Below are 18,761 nucleotides of genomic sequence, written 5' to 3'. Positions count from 1 at the left end.
CCTCAGCCGCCGCAACTCTCGCGCAACGACAGTGCCTTGGCGATATCGCGCCAATCGAACGCGCCCACGCCCATGTCGTCGTGCACGGCGTAGAACACGCCCTGCGGGAAGCGCTTCGTCGCCCGCTGCTGCAGCCATACGCCGTCGGTGTTGCCCACGGTTTCGCCAGAGAACGCGCCCAGGTGAGCGAGGGTCTTGCGGTCGAAGACGTGGAACAGGCTGCGGTCCTTGAACTGGTCGGTAGTGAGCCAGTAGCCGCTGCCGTCGGAGCAGGTCCACAGGGCGATGCCTTCGGCTTGCGCTTTGAACAGGCCCAGGCCTAGGGTGCGGCCGCGGTAGCGGCCGGCGAGGTCGTACTCGCGCACGGCGGTGCCGGTCTTCAGGTCTTCCTCGGCGATCAGCAGGCGGTCGTGGGCGACGTCGCCCCACAGGGATTCGGGTACGCGGATGGCGCCGGCTTCGGTGGTGTCGCCAAAGGCGCCGAGGTAGCGCGCTTCGAACGCGCCAGCGCCGGTACCGACCTGGTAGCGCTTGTAGCGTGCGTTCAACTCCGCCAGCGGCGGCGGGATTTCGTCGCCGTTGGCGTCTTCGCCAGCCATATAAGCGTCGCTGACCAGCACTTCGACTTGGCCGGCGCCGTTGTCGCGCACCCACAAGCCATAGGGCTGCTTGAGTTCGTCGCTGCCGAAGCTGCCCAGCGATTCCAGGCCGGGCAGCTGCAGCACCTGTACGCGGTGGTTGTCGCGCTCGACCACGTAGACGCGGTCGCCGTGCACGGCGATGCCGTTGGGGCGCAGGAACTGGCCGGGCTTGGCGCCGGCACTGCCGTAGCGGCGCAGTTCGGTGCCGGTGTCGCCGTCGTAGATCATCAGGCGGCTGGTCTTCTTCGAGGTGGCCAGCAGCAGCACGCGGCCGTCGGGCGCGATCCACGAGGCGGGCGAATCCACGTTTTCTTCCGGCGTGCGCGCGGTGAGGAAGGCTTCGCGGATCACCTGGTGCGGCACGTTCGCGGTCGCCAGCATGGGCTCGGCGCCGGTTTCGTCGGGCTCGCGTTCGGCACGGCCGCTGGCGCAGGCGGACAACAGCAACAAACCGATAAAAGACACGGTGACTGGCGGCGCGATACGCAGGCGCATGAGGGTCTCGTTGGATGGGAGCGGAGCGACGGTCCGCGGCGCGCGGAGCGTAGCCGGTGCAGATGACAGCTTGCGGACATCTGCCCGTCAGAGGCAAATGCGCGCGGTGTCATCGTCCCGCCATGCAGGTGACGTAGATAGTCGCGCTTCCCCGAAGCGGACACCCGCAATGACCAAGACCCTCCTGGCCATCGGCCTGGCGCGCGCGCTCGCCGGCACGGCTTTGTTCGCCGTCGCTGGTGGCGCGCTCGCCCAGACCGCCAGCACCGCCGCCGCCAGTGCCGCCGCCGATGCGCGCGATCTCGATGCCGTGGTGGTGCAGGGCGATATCGTCTATCGCAATCGCACCGAGGCGGTCGCGCCGACGCTGTCCTACGATCTGGAGTACTTCCAGCGCTTCGAGCCGCTGACCGTGGGCGACATGCTCAAGCGCGTGCCCAGTGTGACCTTCGTATCCGATGTGCTCGAGTACGACGGCGCCCGTCTGCGCGGCCTGGATTCGGCATATACCCAGATCCTGATCAACGGCAAGAAGGTGCCCGGCGCGGGCGACGACCGTTCGTTCTTCGTCGACCGCATCCCGGCCGAACTGGTCGAGCGCATCGAGATCATCCGTAGCCCCAGCGCGAATCGCTCCGGCGACGCGGTCGCGGGCGCGCTCAACATCGTGCTGCGCGACGCCTACGAGTTCGACGGCGGTTACCTGCGCGCGGGCGCGCTGCGTTTCGACGACGGCGAGGTCAAGGGTACGGCTGGCGCGGTGATGGGCGGCCAGGTCGGCGAGGGCCGCTTGCTCGGCGGCTTCAACGTGCAGGGCCGCTACAACCCCAAGCTCAAGCGCAGCGACCGTTTCGAGGAGCCGGGCGGCGACTTCACCGATGCCGAGAACCAGACCGACACCCGCGACGGAACCGATTACTCGGCCAATCTGTCCTACACCCGCGACATCGGCAGCGGCCGCCTGTCGCTGAGCGGCCTGTACGTGCGCACGGACCGCAGCGAGCGCGAGCATTCGCTGGAGTACAACGACGCCCGCCTCAACGACCGCGCGCACCTGTTGTCGGACAACGACCAGGTCGTGGACATCGACCAGAACAATTTGGCGCTGTCGGGCAGCTACCGCTTCGACATGCTGGGCGGCCGCACCACCGTGGACCTGGGCTATTCCCGCTTCGAGGACGAGCGCACCGACACCGAGGAGGAAAGCAGTTTCGACGACGACGACACGCCGCCCTCGTTCGACGAGCGCGAGGGCACGCGCATCCTCACCGATCAGGTCGACAGCGAGCGCACGGCGTCGCTGTCGCACCAGCGCGACCTCAGCGGCGGCGTGCGGCTGGAGTTCGGCGTCGACACCGCCGCCAAGAACCGCGAGACCACCCTGCGCACCAGCGAGGTCGACAGCGACGACGATGGCGCTCCGCTGCCGCCGTACGCGGACTTCGAGCGCAGCCGCAGCACCATCGAGGAACGCCGGGTCGATCCCTACCTGATGTTCTCCGGCAAGGGCGGCGTCTTCGACTGGGAGGCGGGCCTGCGCTACGAGACCACCGAGGTGGACGTGCGCAACGACGACGAGCGCGCCTCCAACGACTACGCGACCTTGCTGCCGTCGGCGCACCTGCGCTGGAACGTCAGCGAAAACGACCGTATCACCCTGTCGCTGGCGCGCACGGTGCGCCGTCCGAACTTCAACTACATCCTGCCGCTGACCCTGGAAGAGGAGTACGGCGACAACGACTTCGTCGGCAATCCGCAGCTGGACCCGGAGACCGCCTGGGGCCTGGACCTGGGCTTCGAGCGTCGCCTGGGCCGGCACGGCATCGTCGGCGTCAATCTGTTCTACCGCGACGTCAAGGATCTGATCGAGATCGCCAACACCGGCGAACCCAGCGCGACCGCGCGAGACGATTACGAGGACGAGCTGGAGGAGTTCCTGGACGATCATCCGGGCGCGACCCCGGCCACGCCCGGCTATCCGCAGTTCGACCCGGACAGCTTCGTCTACACCGCCGCCAATGTCGGCGACGGCTACGTCTACGGCATCGAGTTCGACCTGTCTACACCGCTGACCGCGTTGGGCCTGCCCAACACCGGCGTGTTCGCCAACTATTCCTGGCTGGACAGCTCGGTGGACGACGAGTTAGGCGAGCGCCGTTTCAACAACCAGTCGCGCTACGTCTACAACGTCGGCTTCATCCACGATATCGCCGACTACGGCATCGCCTTCGGCGCCAGCTACCGCCGCCAGGGCGATGTGCGCTCGCGCGTGTTGGCCGAGGAAGTGACCACGCGCTACGGCGCCGATCTGGAAGTGTTCGTGGAGAAGCGCTTCGGCGAGAACTTCTCGCTGCGCCTGACCGGATCGAACCTGCTGGACGCCAAGAAGCAGGAGTACTTCAACAAGTTCGACACCCTGGCCGACCAGATCGATCGCGATTACGACGAGTACGAACGCGAGAGCGAGCAGGCTGGGCCGGTGTATCAGCTGATCGCGCGTTATCGGTTCTGAGCAACCCGTCCGAATTGGGGCTGGGTGCGGCGGGCGATGGTCGCCGCGCCCGGAGTTCGGCCTGCGTAGGATGCGGTGAGCGCAAGCGAACCGCATCGTCGTGGCCTGCGTGACCGGCGGAGTTTGGCCATAGCCGCGCATGCTTGAGGTTCGCGATCGTGCCGAAGTTGCGCTGGTGCGGTTCGCTTGCGCTCACCACACCCTACGGCCATCGCGTGGCGCGGGCGCGATGGTCAGCGGTCGTCGCACGCGGGCTTCGCTCCATCGTAGGATGCGGTGAGCGCAAGCGAACCGCATCGTCGTGGCCTCCGCGACCGGCGGGGTTTGGCCATAGGCGCGCTTCCTTGAGATTCGCGACCGTGCCGAAGTTGCGCTGGTGCGGTTCGCTTGCGCTCACCACACCCTACGGCCATCGCGCGGCGCGGGCGCAACGGTCGGCGGTCGTCGCACGCGGGGTTCGCTCGCATCGTCGTTACCTCCGGAGCACGTCCGGATCGGAAAAATTCACGCCGCCACAGGTTGCGTACGCGTACCGATGCGACGTTGGTGCGGTTCGCTCGCGCTCACCGCACCCTACGGGTTGAGGCGTCACAACGACGGCCTCGGCGCCGCGCACGGTCAGTTATCGCGGCGCATGCGCAACAAGGCGATGATCAGGATCACCACCAAGGCGAAACAGCCGCCCAAGCCCAGAACGATGATCCAGTGCCACAGACTTAATCCTCCCATTCCCCCCCTCCTATTGCGTCAGCTCCATCCAGCGGCAGGGTAACGGAGTCGGTTGTTGCGGGAGTGTGTGCGCAATGGATACGTGTGGTGACGACGCAGGAGATGCACGGCCTTGTGGCACGAGTTATGCGCACGATGCGGCACAGTTATTCCGCACCACCTAGTGTGGAGACGTACCCGAAGTGATCTGAGTCCAGCGCCTTTCCCCCTTTGAAAAAGGGGGATTAAGGGGGATTTGCTCTTGCAGCCCGATCAGGATTTGAAGCACTCACCGCGACGCTAAGAGCCGTTACCAGCGCCTGCAACGCCCCTCACCCCCGATGCTCCAACGCCAAATACTCCGCCGACTGCATCTCGATCAAGCGCGAGGCCGTGCGTTCGAAGGCGCCGCCCAGTTTGTGGCCGCGGTACAGCTCGGTGGGCGCGGCGGCGGCGGTGCAGACCAGGTTGACGTGGCGGTCGTACAGCTCGTCGATCAGGGTGACGAAGCGGCGCGCGGGGTCTTCGTTGCGGCTATCGAACAACGGGATGTCGCCCAGCAGCACGGTGTGGTGCTCGGTGGCGATCTCGATGTAGTCGCTGGCCGCGCGCGGCCCTTCGCATAGCGCGGCGAAGTCGAACCAGGCGTGGCCCTCGGCGAGGCCGCGCACGGGAATGTCGCGGCCGTCGATATGCAGCGGGCCCTGCGCCTTGGGGCAGGCCATCGACAGTTCTTTCCAGCGCGCGCCCAGCCAGGCGTCGGACTCGGCGTCCAGCGGGGTGCGGTACACCGGCGAGCGCGTCAGCGCGCGCAGGCGGTAGTCGTGCGCGCTGTCCAGCAACAGCACTTCGCAGTGTTGTTCGATCTGCGCGATCGCGGGCTTGAAGCGGTCGCGCTGCAGGCCTTCGGCGTAGAGATTGGGTGGCGCGGTGTTGGACGTGGTCACCAGCGCCACGCCCTCGGCGAACAGGCGTTCGAGCAGGCGGCCCAGCAGCATCGCGTCGCCGATGTCGATGACGAAGAATTCGTCCAGCACCAGCACGCGCAGTTCGCGCCGCCATTGGCGCGCGATCTTGGCCAGGGGGTCGCTCTCGCCCGCGTGCGCGCGCAATTGCGTGTGCACTTCGCGCATGAAGCGGTGGAAGTGGGTGCGGCGCTTCTCGCGGATCGGCAGCCCATCGAAGAACAGATCGATCAGGAAGGTCTTGCCGCGACCGACGCCGCCCCACAGATACAAGCCCTTCGGCGTCTCGGCCTTCTTGCCGAGCAGCCCGTCGAACAGGCCGCGCTTGGGCGGCTCGCTGAGCAGCGCATGGAGACGGTCGAGTTCGCGCAGCGCGGGGTGCTGGGCGGGGTCGTCGTTCCAGTCGCCGCGGGCGACGCCGGCGGCATAGGCGGCGGACGGCAGCGCCGCCGCGGTGGCTTCACTCATGCGCAGGCAGGTAGGGCTTGATGCCGTTCTTGATCGCGCCGCGCAGGTCGATCAGGCGGCGGTGGAAGAAATGGCTGGTGTCGGGCATGCGCACCAGGTCCGGCGGCTGCTTGAGGCTGTCGATCCAGGCGTAGACCGCCTGCGGGTCGACGATCTCGTCGGCCTCGCCCTGGATCACCAGCCAGGGGCAGTCGGGCGCGACGATGCCGGCGAAGTCCCAGCGCCCGGCCGGCGGCGCGATCGAGATCAGCATGCCGGGCTTGAGTTCGTCGGCCAGCTTCAGCGAGACATAGGCGCCGAAGCTGAAGCCGGCCAGCCACAGCTGGGCGTCGGGGCGGGTCGCGCGCACCCAGGCGGCGACCGCGCGCAGGTCGTCGGCTTCGCCGCGGCCTTGGTCGAACTCGCCTTCGGACTGGCCGACGCCGCGGTAGTTGAAGCGCACCGTGGCCGCGCCGGACTCGCGCAGGGCGCGCGCGGTCATGGTCACGACCTTGTTGTGCATGGTCCCGCCCTCGGTGGGCAGCGGGTGGCAGACGATCGCGACCAGCGGCCGCGGCTGGTCTTCGGCGGCTTCTACGATGGCCTCGAGGGTGCCGGCCGGGCCGGTCAGGCTCAGCGCGGTGGAGGCTTCGCTGGGGAAGGCGGGGGTGGTCATGCGCGCATCATACCGAGGGGGCGTGAGCGGGCCGGCCCTCAGCGGGCCGTCACCAGGCGGAACGCCAGCAGCAGCGGGTCGTGGTCGGAGCTGCGCCAGGGGCCGTCGGCGCCGGCGCGATAACCGGCCGACAGTGGCTCGTCGGCATTGATGTGCCATTCCACCGCGCCGCGCAGGCGCGTGGCCAGGCTGGGGCTGAGCAGGGCGTGGTCGAGGCGGCCGAGCTCGCCCTGGTACACATAGCTATAGGGACGCGCGACCTTGGCCACGACGAAGGCGTCGCGCCAGCCCGCATCCTTCAGGGTGCGCACCGGCTCTTCTTCGGCGTAGGCATTCAGATCGCCGAGGATGACCGCAAGATCGCTGCCGGAATGGGCGGGGTCGGTCTTCAGCCAGGCATCCAGGCGGCGCGCCGATTCGGTGCGCAGGGCGTTCCAGCAGGCGGCGCCGTCGCCGGCATCGCGGTCCGCGCCCTGGGCCTGTTGGCCGCAGCCCTTGGACTTGAAGTGGTTGGCCGCGACCGTGAAGGCCGGGCCGGCCGGGCGGCCGCGTCGCAGGGCGACGAAGGCCTGGGCCAGCGGCACGCGGCTGCCGCTGTCGAAGGGGCCGCCGGGCAGGGTGACGGCGGCGCCGCGCGGGGCGACGCGGTCGGCGCGGTAGATCAGGCCGACCCGGATCTGGTCGTTGCCGGGGCCGCGCGCATCCGCCGCGCAGGGCAGCTGGCAGGTGGCCACAAAGCGCCAGTCGCCGCCGTCGCGGCGCAGGCCTTCGACCAGCTGGGCCAGGGTCGAGTCCGGGCCGTAGCCGTCGTTCTCCAGTTCCATCAGCGCGGCGATGTCGGGCTTCAGGCCCTGGATGGTCGCGATCAGCTTGGCCTGCTGGCGCTGGTACTCGACCGCGTCGCGGGCGCCGCGCGGGGTCGGGAAGCCAGCGCCGCGGCCGTCGCCGTTGAACAGGTTTTCCAGGTTGAACGCGGCGATGCGCAGGTCGCTGGCGTCGCCGGCCTGCGGCGCCGGTTCGCGCGCCGCGGCGTGCAGGGTCGGGGTGGCGGTCAACTGCAGGCGCCAGCCGCCGTCGCGCGCGTCGAGCACGCCTTCCGCGCCTTCCAGGGTGCTGCCGCTGCGCGCCTGCGCGTAGCCGGACGGGAGCACGCCGGCGTCCAGCGCGGGCGCGCCGACGATGCGGCCGTCGTCCAGCCACAGGCGGCGGCGGGCGTTGTCGGCGGCGATCGCGCGCGCCGCTTCGCTGCCGGGCGCGGCGCGTTCGCCGGGCTGCCACAGCGGCCCGTCGAAGGCGACCAGGGCGCGGCCGTCCTGGGCGATGTCGTCGGTGTCGGCCAGGGTCAGGGCGCGGCCGATGCCGATGCGCATGCCTTCGTAGCGCGACCAATCGGCGGGCGGCGCGTCCAGCACCAGGGTTTCGGTGCGGCCGGGGCCGAGCACGCGCGCGGCTTCGGGGTCCAGCGCGGTGAGGTGGCTGCCGCGGCCGGTGTCGAGTTCGAGCACCCGCCCGATCACGCGCACGCGGTCGCCCGTGTGCAGCGACACGTCCGCCGCGGCGGGCACGAACAGCGCGTCGGAGCTGGCCTCGTCGTCGTCGCCGCCGTCCTGCACGAACCAACCCATGAAGCGGTCGTTCTCGCCGATCAGCGCCGCGGTCACCGTGCCTTCGACGACCAGCCGTTGCCCGATCAGGGGGCTGGCCGCGCCGTGCCCCTGCACGCTGCCGATCGGCGTCGACGGCGTGCCGTCGGCGCGCAGCGGATCGCGTTGCAGGCTGGCGCAGGCGGCCAGCAGCAGACAGGGCAACAGCAGGGCGGCGGAACGGGGACGGAAGGCAGGCATCGCGTGGGCGCCACGGAGAGGTCGCGCATTATCGAACGGATCGGGCGACTCCGTATTACGCCGCCGTAATGCGCGCGGCGGCGGGGCCCGGAAACGACGACGCCGCCCGAAGGCGGCGTCGTGGCGCGGCGCGATGCGGCGGCGCTTACTTCAGGTTGGCCAGCATCCAGTCGACGGTCGCGGAGACCTGCTCGTTGGTCAGGGCCGGGTTGCCGCCCTTGGGCGGCATGATGCCGGCGGTGCCGGTGAAGCCTTCGATGGCGTGCTTGTGCAGGGTGTCCTTGCCCTTGGCCAGGCGCGGGCCCCAATGGGCCTGATCCAGGGTCGGTGCGCCGCCGGCGCCGGACTTGTGGCAGCCCGCGCAGAGGTTGTCGAAGATCACCGCGCCGTCGGTGGTGCCGCCGTAGGCGACCTGCGAGGCGGCCTTGGCGGCAGCGGCGGCCTTGGCCGCGGCTTGGGCCGAGGCGCCTGTGCTGCCGGCGTAGACCGCGCCGACCGGAGCGATGCGCTGCTCGGTGCGCTTGACCACGGCCGGGTCGATCTCCGGCGGGATCTGCTGGTGCACGAAGTAGGCGGCGATCATCAGCCCGAGGGTGACCAGCATCAGGAAGCCGATCACCATCGAGAATTTCTTCAGGAATTCGAGGTCGTAATTGCGCACGATCCACCTATTGCGCACACCCGGCCGGGCATGCGGAGCCATCAACAAGAACCGCACCAAGGTGCGGCCGCACGCCAGTATAAAGCCGGCACCCGTGCCCGTAGACATGGGAATGGCGCGCCCGGAGGGATTCGAACCCCCGACCAATGGCTTCGGAAGCCACTACTCTATCCGGCTGAGCTACGGGCGCCTGGCTGAGATCCCGGCGCTCCGACCGGTCAAAGTCGGGGCCACGCGGGACCGGCATTCTAGCCGCAAACGCACGCGGACGTGGCGTGGCGGCGGCGAACGGCCGGCATCGCGGCGCGCTTGCGGGGCTTGGTACTCTGATCGGATGAGTTACGAGCGCTACGAAACCCCCGAATCGGTGCCGCCGCCGGCCTGGAAAGTCCGCCTGGGGCTGTACTGGAAGCTGGTGCGCGGTGACCGCCCGATCGGCTGGCTGCTGCTGCTGTGGCCGACCTGGTGGGGCCTGTGGATCGCCGCGCGCGGGGTGCCCTCGCTGTGGACCCTGTTCGTGTTCAGCGCCGGGGTCTGGCTGACCCGTTCGGCCGGCTGCGTAATCAACGACTATGCCGACCGCTGGCTGGACCCGCATGTCGAGCGCACCAAGCACCGCCCGCTGGCGACCGGCGAGGTGCGCGGGCGCGAGGCCCTGATGGTGTTCGCGGCGCTGATGCTGGCCGCGTTCGCGCTGGTGCTGACCCTGAACCGCCTGACCGTGCTGATGAGCGTGGTCGGCGTGGTCCTGGCCGCCAGCTATCCCTACCTCAAGCGCTACACCTATCTGCCGCAGGTCTACCTGGGCATGGCCTTCGGCTGGGGCATCCCGATGGCGTTCGCGGCGGTGCGCGGCGAGGTGCCGGCGGTGGCCTGGCTGCTGTACGCGGCCAACATCCTGTGGGCGACCGCCTACGACACCTGGTATGCGATGGTCGACCGCGAGGACGACCTCAAGATGGGCGCCAAGTCGACCGCGATCCTGTTCGGCGAGATGGACCTGATCGCCCAGGGCGTGTTGTACGCCCTGTTCCTGGCCGCGCTGGCGCTGGCCGGGCAGCGCGCCGATCTGGGCGTCTGGTATTTCGGCGGCCTGGGCCTGGCGAGTTTGCTGGTGGCCTACGAATTCGCGATCGCGCGCGGCCGCGAGCGCGCGGCCTGCTTCAAGGCCTTCCTGCACAACCACTGGGTCGGGCTGACGGTGTTCGCCGGGCTGGCGCTGGACTACGCCCTGGGCGGCGGCGCGACGGCGGCCTGAAGGGTCGGGCCCGGCGCAGTCCTGGCGCCGGCCCCGTGCCTACAATGGCGGCACCGTCCGTCACCGGAGTGCTGCGATGCCGCGTCTGCCTGTCGTGCTGGTGCTGTCCGTGCTGTGCGCCGTGGCCACCGCCGCGGGCGCCGAAACCCCGAGCGCCGCCGCGCCCACGCGCGAGCATTTCGCGCCGGCCGGCTGGCAAAGCTCCTATCACGACATCCACTACACGCCGGTGCTGCGCGTCGGCGACCGGGTGATCGTCTCGGGTATTCCGTCGCGTTCGGGCCCCGACGAGGAGGCCAATATTCGCTGGGCTTTCCAGCAGCTCGAGGTCCACCTCAAGCAGGCGGGCGCGAGCCTGGAGGACGTGGTCGAGCTCAACAGCTTCCACGTGGCCCAGAACCACGAGGAGTTCCGCCGCGTGGTCGAGCCGGTGCTGAAAGTGCACCACGAATTCTTCAAGGACCACTACCCGGCCTGGACCGCGGTCGGCACCACGGCGCTGTTCTCGAAAGGCGCGTCGATGGAACTCAGCGCCGAAGCGGTGATCGGCTCCGGCCGCCGCCCGCGCGCCGACATCCCGAAGCCGAGCCCGCCACCCGCGCCCTGATTCGGCGTCGGGGTGGCACGCCGCGGGTGCCGCTAAGCGGATGGCGTGAAGACCAATTCAGGCATCTCTCCTGATTTTTTGTGACACTGGTCACGTAACAGGGGGATACATGACTCGACGCCGTTTGTTTCGCGGCCTGACCGCGCTCGCCATCGCCTGCCTCGCCTTGCCTGCCGCCGCGCAGGTCCAACGCAGCTTCATCAATATCGGTTTCGAAGCGCCTGTGCTCGGCAACGGCACCACGGCCTGCTACGCGCTGATCCCGGAAGGCGCGATTCCCGGCTGGACCACCACCCATCCGATCGGCACCGCCGGCGGTACGTGCGTGCCGCCGGCCTCGGTCGGCACCAGCGGCCGGCTGATGGAGCTGTGGGCCAATAACTTCAGCAGCGTGCCCGCGCGCGAAGGCAGACAGTTCGCCGAACTCAACGCCGCCGCGACCTCGCGCATGTACCAGAACGTTTGCATGATCAACGGCGAGCGCATCGATTGGGTGTTCAGCCACCGCGGCCGCAGCAGCAACACCGTGCGCGACGTGGCCGAGATGAAGGTCGGCGCGTCCTCCACCGTGATCCGCGTGGGCACCACCGCCAACGGCAGCTTCGACACGCCCACGGTCTCGCAGGGCACCGCCAACGCGCCGGTCGCCGGCGGCAACGGCTGGGTCGACTACAGCGGCAACTTCACCTACGCCGGCGCCACCGGCACCAACAGCCTGGGCTTCGAGTCGATCAGCACCGCCGGCGGCGATCTCACGGTCGGCAATTTTCTCGATGCGATCCAGCTGGTACTGCGGCCCTTCATCGAATTCGATCAGCCCAGCAGTTCCTCGCCCGAATCCACCGGCGGCAATCTGCCGGCCTTGCGCATCAACGGCACGGTGCCGGCCGGCGGGCTGACGGTGCAGGTGCAGGTCACCGGCGGCACCGCGACCCTGGGCGTGGACTACACCACGCCGGGCAATGCGGCGACCTTCAACGTCACCGTGCCCGCGGGCACCTACGACGGCGGTACCGGCAGCCTGATCGCGCTGCCGATCGCGATCACCAACGACATCCTGCCGGAAGGCAACGAGACCATTGCGCTGCGGATCTCGCCGCCCACCGGCTCGCCGCTGCCGTTCCTGCTGACCTCCATCACCACCTGCGGCGGTGCCGCCCAGGACACGCGCAGCTACACCATCACCGACGACGATGCGAGCCTGGCCGTCAACAAGAACGCCGACGCGCCGGTGGCGGTGGCGGGCAGCGCCGATCTGTCCGACGTGCGCTACACGGTGACGGTGAACAACCCCAGCCTGGTCGCGGCCAGCTACAGCCTCACCGACACGCCCGGCCTGGACCCGGACACCAGCATCGTCTCGGCCAGCTACACCTTCAACGGCGGCGCCGCGAGCGCGTTGAGCGGGAGCGGCCCGTGGCTGTTGCAAGGCCAATGGCGCAACCTCACGGCGGGGCAGACCGATACCTATGTGATCAGCGTGCGGGTGCGCGTGAATCGCGGCGGCAGCACCGGCAACGATGCCTGCGCCGTGCCCAGCGCCGCCGGCAGCGGCCTGCACAATGGCGTGCGCGCGGTGCTGCGCGGCCTGATCGGCAACACCAACTTCGACGCCAGCGCCTGCCGGCCGACGCCGACCCCGGTCTGGGTCAACCTGAGCAAGCAATTGCAGGCGCGCGTCGGCGCCAGCGATCAGGCCACGGTGCGGATCTACTCCGGCGGCATCCTCGCCGCCAGCGCCGCCACCAGCGGCGGCGCCGCGCCGACCAGCGCGAGCACGGGCGTAACCATCCTGCCCGCCGGCAGCACCATGCAGTTCGAAGAGGCGATCAAGGCCACGCCGGCCGGCGCGGATCAGGCGCCCAGCGCGTACCGCGTGTCCTTGAGTTGCAGCAATGCGACCGCAGGCTCGGCCACTGCACTGCCCTCGGGCGGCGGCAACAACCTCGGCAACCGCCAGCAATGGGCCGAGTTCTCGCCCAGCGCCGGCGACGATCTGAACTGCACCATCACCAACGCGCTGCGCCAGGCCGACCTGAGCATCGTCAAGAGCGACGGCGCGGCGACCTACACGCCGGGCGGCACCGCCAGCTACACCCTGACGGTGACCAACAACGGCCCGGACGCGGCCAACGCTGCCCAGATCAGCGACAACCTGCCCACCGGCGTAAGCCTGAGCGGGCCCTGGACCTGCAGCGCCAGCAACGGCAGCTGCCCGGCCTCGGGCGGCGCGACCGGCGACACCGCGGTGAGCTTGAACCTCAGCCTCAACAACGGCGGCAGCGCGACGATCACGGTACCGGTGCGGTTCGCGGCGGAGAGCAGTGGGTATTGAGGGTGGGTGTGCGATGCAACCTGTGCGGAGCAGGACGCACGCACGGCTTGGAGTCGTGAGAGCCCTGCTGCAGATGGTTCGAAAAACTCACCATGAACCATGTCCGGCGAGAGTTCGCTCCAAGCTGAGCTCACAAAGCTGGGTCCCCTCTCCCGCTTGCGGGAGAGGGCTAGGGTGAGGGGTGCTTTTGTTGCTGCTCTGCTGGAGCAGCAGCAGTAGAGGCTTGCGCCTACGGCGCTCGCTGCCCTCACCCCAACCCACACCCCGGCCCGACCGCACAGCGGTCGGGCGTTCGGCCCAGCGCGAGCCAGTGGCTCGCGCCACGCCTCACCCCGCAAGCGGGAGAGGGGCTTGTGTGTTGCCCGCACCGGCCCATACCTCGGCCCGAGCGCACAGCGGTCGGGCGTTCGGTGCAGCGTGAACCAGTAGCTCGCAAGCGCTGCCTCTCACCTCGCAAGCGGGAGAGGTCTTCTATCGCTGAGGAGCCAATTTCGGACTCCCATCGCAAACCGCGCCCTCGCTGCGACTAAAGTGCTAACGGCGCTCGCCGCAGGGCCGCGCAGAATCTTCGTGTCCATCGCCGCCGGAAACCTCGACCATGACCCCGACCGCCGCGTCCGCTCCCGCCAACGACGGCGCGCTCGCGCGTTTCGCCCTGCGCAGCGCGGCCTGGGCCGAGCGTTGGTTTCCGGATGCCTATGTGTTCGCGGCCCTGGCGGTGATCGTGGTCGCGATAGCCGCGCTGGGCTTCGGCGCCACGCCCAAGGCCACCGCCAGCGCGTTCGGCGAGGGCTACTGGAGCCTGATCCCCTTCACCATGCAGATGGCTTTCGTGGTGATCGGCGGTTACGTGGTGGCGACCGCGCCGGCGGTGGCGCGCTTGATCGATGCCTTGGCGCGGGTCCCGCGTAGCGGTCGCGGCGCGATCTGCTACGTCGGCCTGCTGAGCATGCTGACCTCGTTGCTGAGCTGGGGCTTCTCGCTGGTGTTCGGCGGCCTGCTGGTGCGCGCGCTGGCGCGGCGTGAGGACCTGGACATGGATTACCGCGCCGCCGGCGCCGCCGCCTACCTGGGCCTGGGCGCGGTCTGGGCGATGGGCTTGAGCTCCTCGGCCGCGCAGTTGCAGGCCAACCCGGCCAGCATGCCGCCGGCGCTGCTGGCGATCACCGGCGTGATCCCCTTCAGCCAGACCATCTTCCTGTGGCAGTCGATCGCGCTCACCGCCGCGCTGATCGGGGTGTCGCTGCTGGTGTGCTACGTGACCGCACCGCGCGGCGCCTCGGTGCGCCGCGCCAGCGAGTTCGGTGCGGACCAGCGCCAGGCCACGCCGGCGCTGCCGCCGCGCACACGCCCGGGCGAATGGCTGGAGTACAGCCCGCTGATCACCATCGCGCTGTCGGCGCTGGGCTTGGGCTGGCTGGTCTACGAGTTCGCGAGCAAGCCGGCGGTGAGCGCGATCGCCAGCCTCAACACCTACAACTTCCTGTTCCTGACCCTGGGCCTGCTGTTGCACTGGCGCCCGCGCAGCTTCCTCGACGCGGTCGCGCGCGCGGTGCCCAGCACCACCGGCGTGCTGATCCAGTTCCCGCTGTACGGCGGCATCGCCGCGCTGCTGACCTCGGCGCCCGGCCACGGCGGCGAGACGCTCGCCCATCATCTGTCCAGCGTGTTCGTGCATATCGCCAGCGCCGACACCTTCGCCCTGGTGATGGGCGCCTATTCGGCGGTGCTGGGCTTCTTCGTACCCTCCGGCGGCGGCAAGTGGATCATCGAGGCCCCTTACGTGATGCAGGCGGCGATCGACCTGAAGGTGCATCTGGGCTGGGCGGTGCAGATCTACAACGCGGCCGAAGCGCTGCCCAACCTGATCAATCCGTTCTGGATGCTGCCGCTGCTGGGCGTGCTGGGCCTGAAGGCGCGCGACATCGTCGGCTTCACCTTCGTGCAGCTGCTGGTGCATATCCCGCTGGTGCTGGGCCTGCTGTGGGCGCTGGGGCTGACCCTGAGCTACCAGCCGCCGGTGATGCCGTAGGGCGCGCGCGAGCGCAGCGATCGCCGCCGCGCCCAGCGCGCGGCAACGCCTCATCACGATGCTCACGGCACCCGCGCGCACACCCAGGCCTCCACCCGCGCCACGCCCGCGCGGCGCAGGGCGCCGGCGGCCGCTAGCAGGGTCGCGCCGGTGGTCATGACGTCGTCGATCAACACTACCCGCGCTGGCGCCGCGCCGCGGAAGCCGGCCGCGAAGGCGCCACGCAGATTGCGCCGCCGCGCCAGCGCGCCGAGGCTGGACTGCGGCGGGGTGTCGCGCGTGCGTCGCAGGGCGCCCTCGATCAGCGGCATGCCCAGAGCCCGCGCCAAGGGCCGCGCGAGTTCGCGGGCCTGGTCGTAGCCGCGTTCGCGCAGGCGGGCACGCGCCAACGGCACCGCGATCAGGGCCGCCGGGGCGGGGCGCTGGGGATCGTCCAGCATCAGGGCGGCGAGCAGGCGGCCGGCGGCGAGGTCGTCGTGGAACTTCAGCCGCGGCAGCAGGCGGTCCAGCGGTGTGCCGTAGACGAAGGCGGCGCGGACCGCGTCGAGCGCGGGCGGGCGTTTCAGGCAGCGTCCGCAGGCAAGCGCGGGTACCGCCAGCGGCAGTGCGCAACGCGGGCAGGCGCAGCGGTTCCAGGGCAGGGCGCGCGCGCAGGCCCGGCACAAATCGCGGCCGTCCGCGCCGCGCTCGCCGCAGACCAGGCAGCGCGCCGGCCACAGCCCGCGCCCGAGCCGGGCCAGGCGGCCGTCAACCGTTGCGGGGTAGGTTTGGTTGACAGCGTCGTCCATGCTTTCCAGACTGCCGCCTCTGCCCCGTGTCGTCTGCCGGAAAACCTCCATGTCCGTCGTCAGTAAAGTCCCCGTCGCCGAGTCGGCCGTTTCCCCCCCGCGGGCCCTGCGCCACGACTGGTCGCGCAGCGAAGTGCGCGACCTGTTCGATTTGCCGTTCCCGGAGCTGCTGCACCGCGCCGCCAGCGCCCACCGCGAGAATTTCGACGCCACCGAGGTCCAGGTCAGCACCCTGCTGTCGGTCAAGACCGGCGGCTGCCCGGAGGACTGCAGCTACTGCCCGCAGGCCGCGCGCTACCACACCGGCGTCGACGCCACCAAGCTGATGAGCACCGAGGCGGTGCTGGAGAAGGCCAAGCAGGCCAAGGCCGCCGGCGCCTCGCGCTTCTGCATGGGCGCGGCCTGGCGCTCGCCCAAGGACCGCGATATCCCGAAGGTCGCGGCGATGATCCGCGAGGTGAAGGCGCTGGGTCTAGAGACCTGCGCCACCCTGGGCATGCTCTCGGGCGACCAGGCCCAGGCCCTGAAGTCGGCCGGCCTGGACTACTACAACCACAACCTGGACACCGCGCCGGAGTTCTACAACGAGATCATCCACACCCGCGAGTTCCAGGACCGCCTGGACACGCTGGCGCACGTGCGCGATGTGGGCATGAAGACCTGCTGCGGCGGCATCGTCGGCATGGGCGAGTCGCGCAGCCAGCGCGCCGGCCTGCTGCAGACCCTGGCCAACCTGCCGGCGCACCCGGATTCGGTGCCGATCAATCGCCTGGTCCAGGTCGAGGGCACCCCCCTGGCCGGCACCGCCGAGCTGGACCCGTTCGAGTTCGTACGCACCATCGCGGTCGCCCGCCTGCTGATGCCGCGCTCGATGGTGCGCCTGTCGGCCGGCCGCGAGAGCATGTCCGACGAGCTCCAGGCCCTGTGCTTCCTGGCCGGCGCCAATTCGATCTTCTATGGTGAGAAGCTATTGACCACGGGCAACCCGGACACCGAGCGCGATATGGCGCTGTTCGAGCGCCTGGGCCTGCGGCCGATGCAGATCATGGAAGAATCGGCCACCGTACACGCCGACATCGTCGAAACCGACGCGGCGCCCTCCCACTCCTGCGCAGCCTGACCACCATGCACCGAGCGCAATGGCCCGAACGCATCGCCGCCGCGCGCGAACAGCGCGAGGCGACCTCGCGCACCCGCGTCATGCGCACGGTCACCCACCGCGACGGCGCGCGCTGCGAAGTCGACGGCCGCAAGCTGCTCAACTTCTGCGGTAACGACTACCTCGGCCTGTCGCAGCATTTCGGCGTGGTCGGCGCACTGCAGGACGCGGCCTCGCGCGAGGGCGCCGGCGGCGTCGCCTCGCATCTGGTCTGCGGCCACCACGCCATCCACGAAGCGTTGGAGCGCGAGATCGCCGACTGGCTGGGCTCGCCGCGCGCGTTGCTGTTCGGCAGCGGTTTCATGGCCAACCTGGCCGCGGTGCAGGGGCTGCTCGGCGAAGACGACGTCTGCGTGCAGGACCGGCTCAACCACGCCAGCCTGATCGACGCCGCGCGCCTGGCCAACTGCCGCCTGCGCCGCTATCCGCACGCCGACGCCGAAGGCGCGATCCGCCAGCTGCGCAGCGTGCCCGAGGGCATGGCCATGCTGGCCAGCGATGGCGTCTTCAGCATGGACGGCGACGTCGCGCCGCTGCGCGACCTGGCCTTGATCGCGCGCGCGCAGAAGGCCCTGCTATACGTCGACGATGCCCACGGTGTGGGCGTGATCGGCCCCGAGGGCCGCGGCTCGGTCGCGTCGGTGAAGCTGTCGGTGCGCGAAGTGCCGCTGCAGTTGGCCACCTTCGGCAAAGCCCTGGGCAGCTACGGCGCCGCGCTGCACGGCGACGCCGACCTGATCGGCCACCTGGCCGAAACCGCGCGCAGTCACATCTACACCACCGCGCTGCCGCCGGCCCAGGCCGCGGCCACGCTGGCCGCGGTCAAGCTGGCGCGCAACGAACATTGGCGGCGCGACAAGCTGGTCGAGCTGACCCAGCGCTTCCGCGACGGCGCGCGCAAGCTGGGCCTGGAACTGCAGCCCTCGAGCACGCCGATCCAACCGGTGATCTGCGGCGACGACGCGCGCGCGATCGCGATGGCGCGTTCGCTGGAAGAAAGCGGCTACTGGGTCGCGGCGATCCGGCCGCCGACCGTGGCCGAAGGCCGCGCCCGCTTGCGGGTGACGCTGTCGGCGCTGCACACGCCGGCCGACGTCGACGGCCTGATCGAAGCCTTCGCGCGCGCCGCCGAGCGCGCCGGCCTGGGCCGCGCCCCGGTCGTCGCCGCAGCCGAGCTGCGCGCCACCCCCGCACCATGACCGCGGCGCCCGTCGCCGCGCGCCCGGTCGCCGAACGCGACCTCGCGCCGATGCTGGCCAGCCTGGACGTGTATCGGCGCGCGGGCGAATACGTTTACGTCGCCAGCGCGCGGCACGATCCCGAACTGGCCGCGCTCGCTCACGCCAGCGTGCGCGAGGACGAGGGCGCGAGCTATGTGCTCGCGCGCGCCGATGCCGACGCGCGCGGGCTGGGCTACGACTTCGTCGCCGCCTGGCTGAGCCTGAGCGTGCATTCGGCGTTGGACGCGGTCGGACTGACCGCCGCGGTGTCGGCCGCACTGAGCGAACGCGGCATCGCCTGCAACGTACTCGCCGGCCTCCATCACGATCATCTGCTGGTGCCGGCCGAACGTGCCGCCGACGCGGCCGCGGCGCTGGCCGCGCTGCGGCGACCGGCCGACGCGCACTGAGGG

At 70.0% G+C, this 18,761-nt stretch carries 14 protein-coding genes and 1 tRNA gene; 8 read left to right on the top strand and 7 right to left on the bottom strand.

Features of this window, described 5'->3' with window-relative positions:
* Nucleotides 1-2: 2 nt before the first annotated feature.
* Nucleotides 3-1,136, bottom strand: a complete 1,134-nt coding sequence (locus ASE35_RS15770) for a phytase (RefSeq protein WP_057164443.1) — start codon at nucleotides 1,134-1,136, stop codon at nucleotides 3-5.
* A 169-nt stretch (nucleotides 1,137-1,305) separates the two neighbouring features.
* On the opposite strand from ASE35_RS15770, the gene ASE35_RS15765 reads away from it, so the two are divergent.
* Complete coding sequence (locus ASE35_RS15765) at nucleotides 1,306-3,648, top strand: TonB-dependent receptor (protein ID WP_057164442.1); 2,343 nt, start codon at nucleotides 1,306-1,308, stop codon at nucleotides 3,646-3,648.
* A 1,040-nt stretch (nucleotides 3,649-4,688) separates the two neighbouring features.
* Here the strand turns inward: ASE35_RS15765 and zapE are convergent.
* From zapE to ASE35_RS15740, 5 genes are all read right to left on the bottom strand, one after another.
* Nucleotides 4,689-5,789, bottom strand: coding sequence for a cell division protein ZapE (zapE, locus tag ASE35_RS15760; protein WP_057160039.1), 1,101 nt, complete (start codon nucleotides 5,787-5,789; stop codon nucleotides 4,689-4,691).
* Complete coding sequence (locus tag ASE35_RS15755) at nucleotides 5,782-6,444, bottom strand: alpha/beta hydrolase (protein ID WP_056177565.1); 663 nt, start codon at nucleotides 6,442-6,444, stop codon at nucleotides 5,782-5,784. The genes zapE and ASE35_RS15755 overlap by 8 nt, the downstream gene beginning before the upstream one ends.
* A 38-nt stretch (nucleotides 6,445-6,482) precedes the next feature.
* Nucleotides 6,483-8,288 (bottom strand): ExeM/NucH family extracellular endonuclease, encoded by a 1,806-nt coding sequence (locus ASE35_RS15750; RefSeq protein WP_082611311.1) that lies wholly within the window; start codon nucleotides 8,286-8,288, stop codon nucleotides 6,483-6,485.
* Between the two features lie 145 nt (nucleotides 8,289-8,433).
* Nucleotides 8,434-8,949 (bottom strand): c-type cytochrome, encoded by a 516-nt coding sequence (locus ASE35_RS15745; RefSeq protein WP_056179792.1) that lies wholly within the window; start codon nucleotides 8,947-8,949, stop codon nucleotides 8,434-8,436.
* Between the two features lie 113 nt (nucleotides 8,950-9,062).
* Nucleotides 9,063-9,139, bottom strand: a tRNA-Arg gene (locus ASE35_RS15740).
* Nucleotides 9,140-9,283: 144 nt separating this feature from the next.
* Here ASE35_RS15740 and ubiA point away from each other — a divergent pair.
* From ubiA to ASE35_RS15720, 4 genes are all read left to right on the top strand, one after another.
* Complete coding sequence (gene ubiA, locus ASE35_RS15735; RefSeq protein WP_057164441.1) at nucleotides 9,284-10,207, top strand: 4-hydroxybenzoate octaprenyltransferase; 924 nt, start codon at nucleotides 9,284-9,286, stop codon at nucleotides 10,205-10,207.
* 76 nt (nucleotides 10,208-10,283) lie between these two features.
* A complete protein-coding gene (locus tag ASE35_RS15730; RefSeq protein ID WP_056177570.1) occupies nucleotides 10,284-10,814 on the top strand; it encodes a Rid family hydrolase in 531 nt (176 codons plus the stop codon).
* 109 nt (nucleotides 10,815-10,923) lie between these two features.
* Nucleotides 10,924-13,149 carry a DUF11 domain-containing protein gene (locus tag ASE35_RS15725; RefSeq protein ID WP_157489513.1) on the top strand — a complete coding sequence of 742 codons (2,226 nt, stop codon included), beginning with the start codon at nucleotides 10,924-10,926 and terminating at the stop codon, nucleotides 13,147-13,149.
* Nucleotides 13,150-13,747: 598 nt separating this feature from the next.
* Nucleotides 13,748-15,181, top strand: coding sequence for a TIGR00366 family protein (locus ASE35_RS15720; protein ID WP_057164439.1), 1,434 nt, complete (start codon nucleotides 13,748-13,750; stop codon nucleotides 15,179-15,181).
* 62 nt (nucleotides 15,182-15,243) lie between these two features.
* On the opposite strand, the gene ASE35_RS15715 is transcribed toward ASE35_RS15720, so the two are convergent.
* Complete coding sequence (locus ASE35_RS15715; RefSeq protein WP_057164438.1) at nucleotides 15,244-15,969, bottom strand: double zinc ribbon domain-containing protein; 726 nt, start codon at nucleotides 15,967-15,969, stop codon at nucleotides 15,244-15,246.
* 49 nt (nucleotides 15,970-16,018) lie between these two features.
* Here ASE35_RS15715 and bioB point away from each other — a divergent pair, with 49 nt between their 5' ends.
* The 3 genes from bioB to ASE35_RS21330 are packed head-to-tail and all read left to right on the top strand — an operon-like array spanning nucleotide 16,019 to nucleotide 18,758.
* Entirely contained in the window at nucleotides 16,019-17,089 is a 1,071-nt protein-coding gene (bioB, locus tag ASE35_RS15710) for a biotin synthase BioB (RefSeq protein ID WP_056177578.1), read from the top strand.
* 5 nt (nucleotides 17,090-17,094) lie between these two features.
* Entirely contained in the window at nucleotides 17,095-18,327 is a 1,233-nt protein-coding gene (gene bioF, locus ASE35_RS15705; protein WP_056177580.1) for an 8-amino-7-oxononanoate synthase, read from the top strand.
* Nucleotides 18,324-18,758 carry an ACT domain-containing protein gene (locus ASE35_RS21330; protein WP_057164437.1) on the top strand — a complete coding sequence of 145 codons (435 nt, stop codon included), beginning with the start codon at nucleotides 18,324-18,326 and terminating at the stop codon, nucleotides 18,756-18,758. Before bioF ends, ASE35_RS21330 begins: the two co-directional genes overlap by 4 nt.
* The last annotated feature ends 3 nt before the right edge of the window (nucleotides 18,759-18,761 follow it).

This window comes from Lysobacter sp. Root916 (assembly GCF_001429785.1).
Taxonomy (GTDB): domain Bacteria; phylum Pseudomonadota; class Gammaproteobacteria; order Xanthomonadales; family Xanthomonadaceae; genus Lysobacter.
This window is presented reverse-complemented; position numbering and strand designations above follow the sequence as displayed.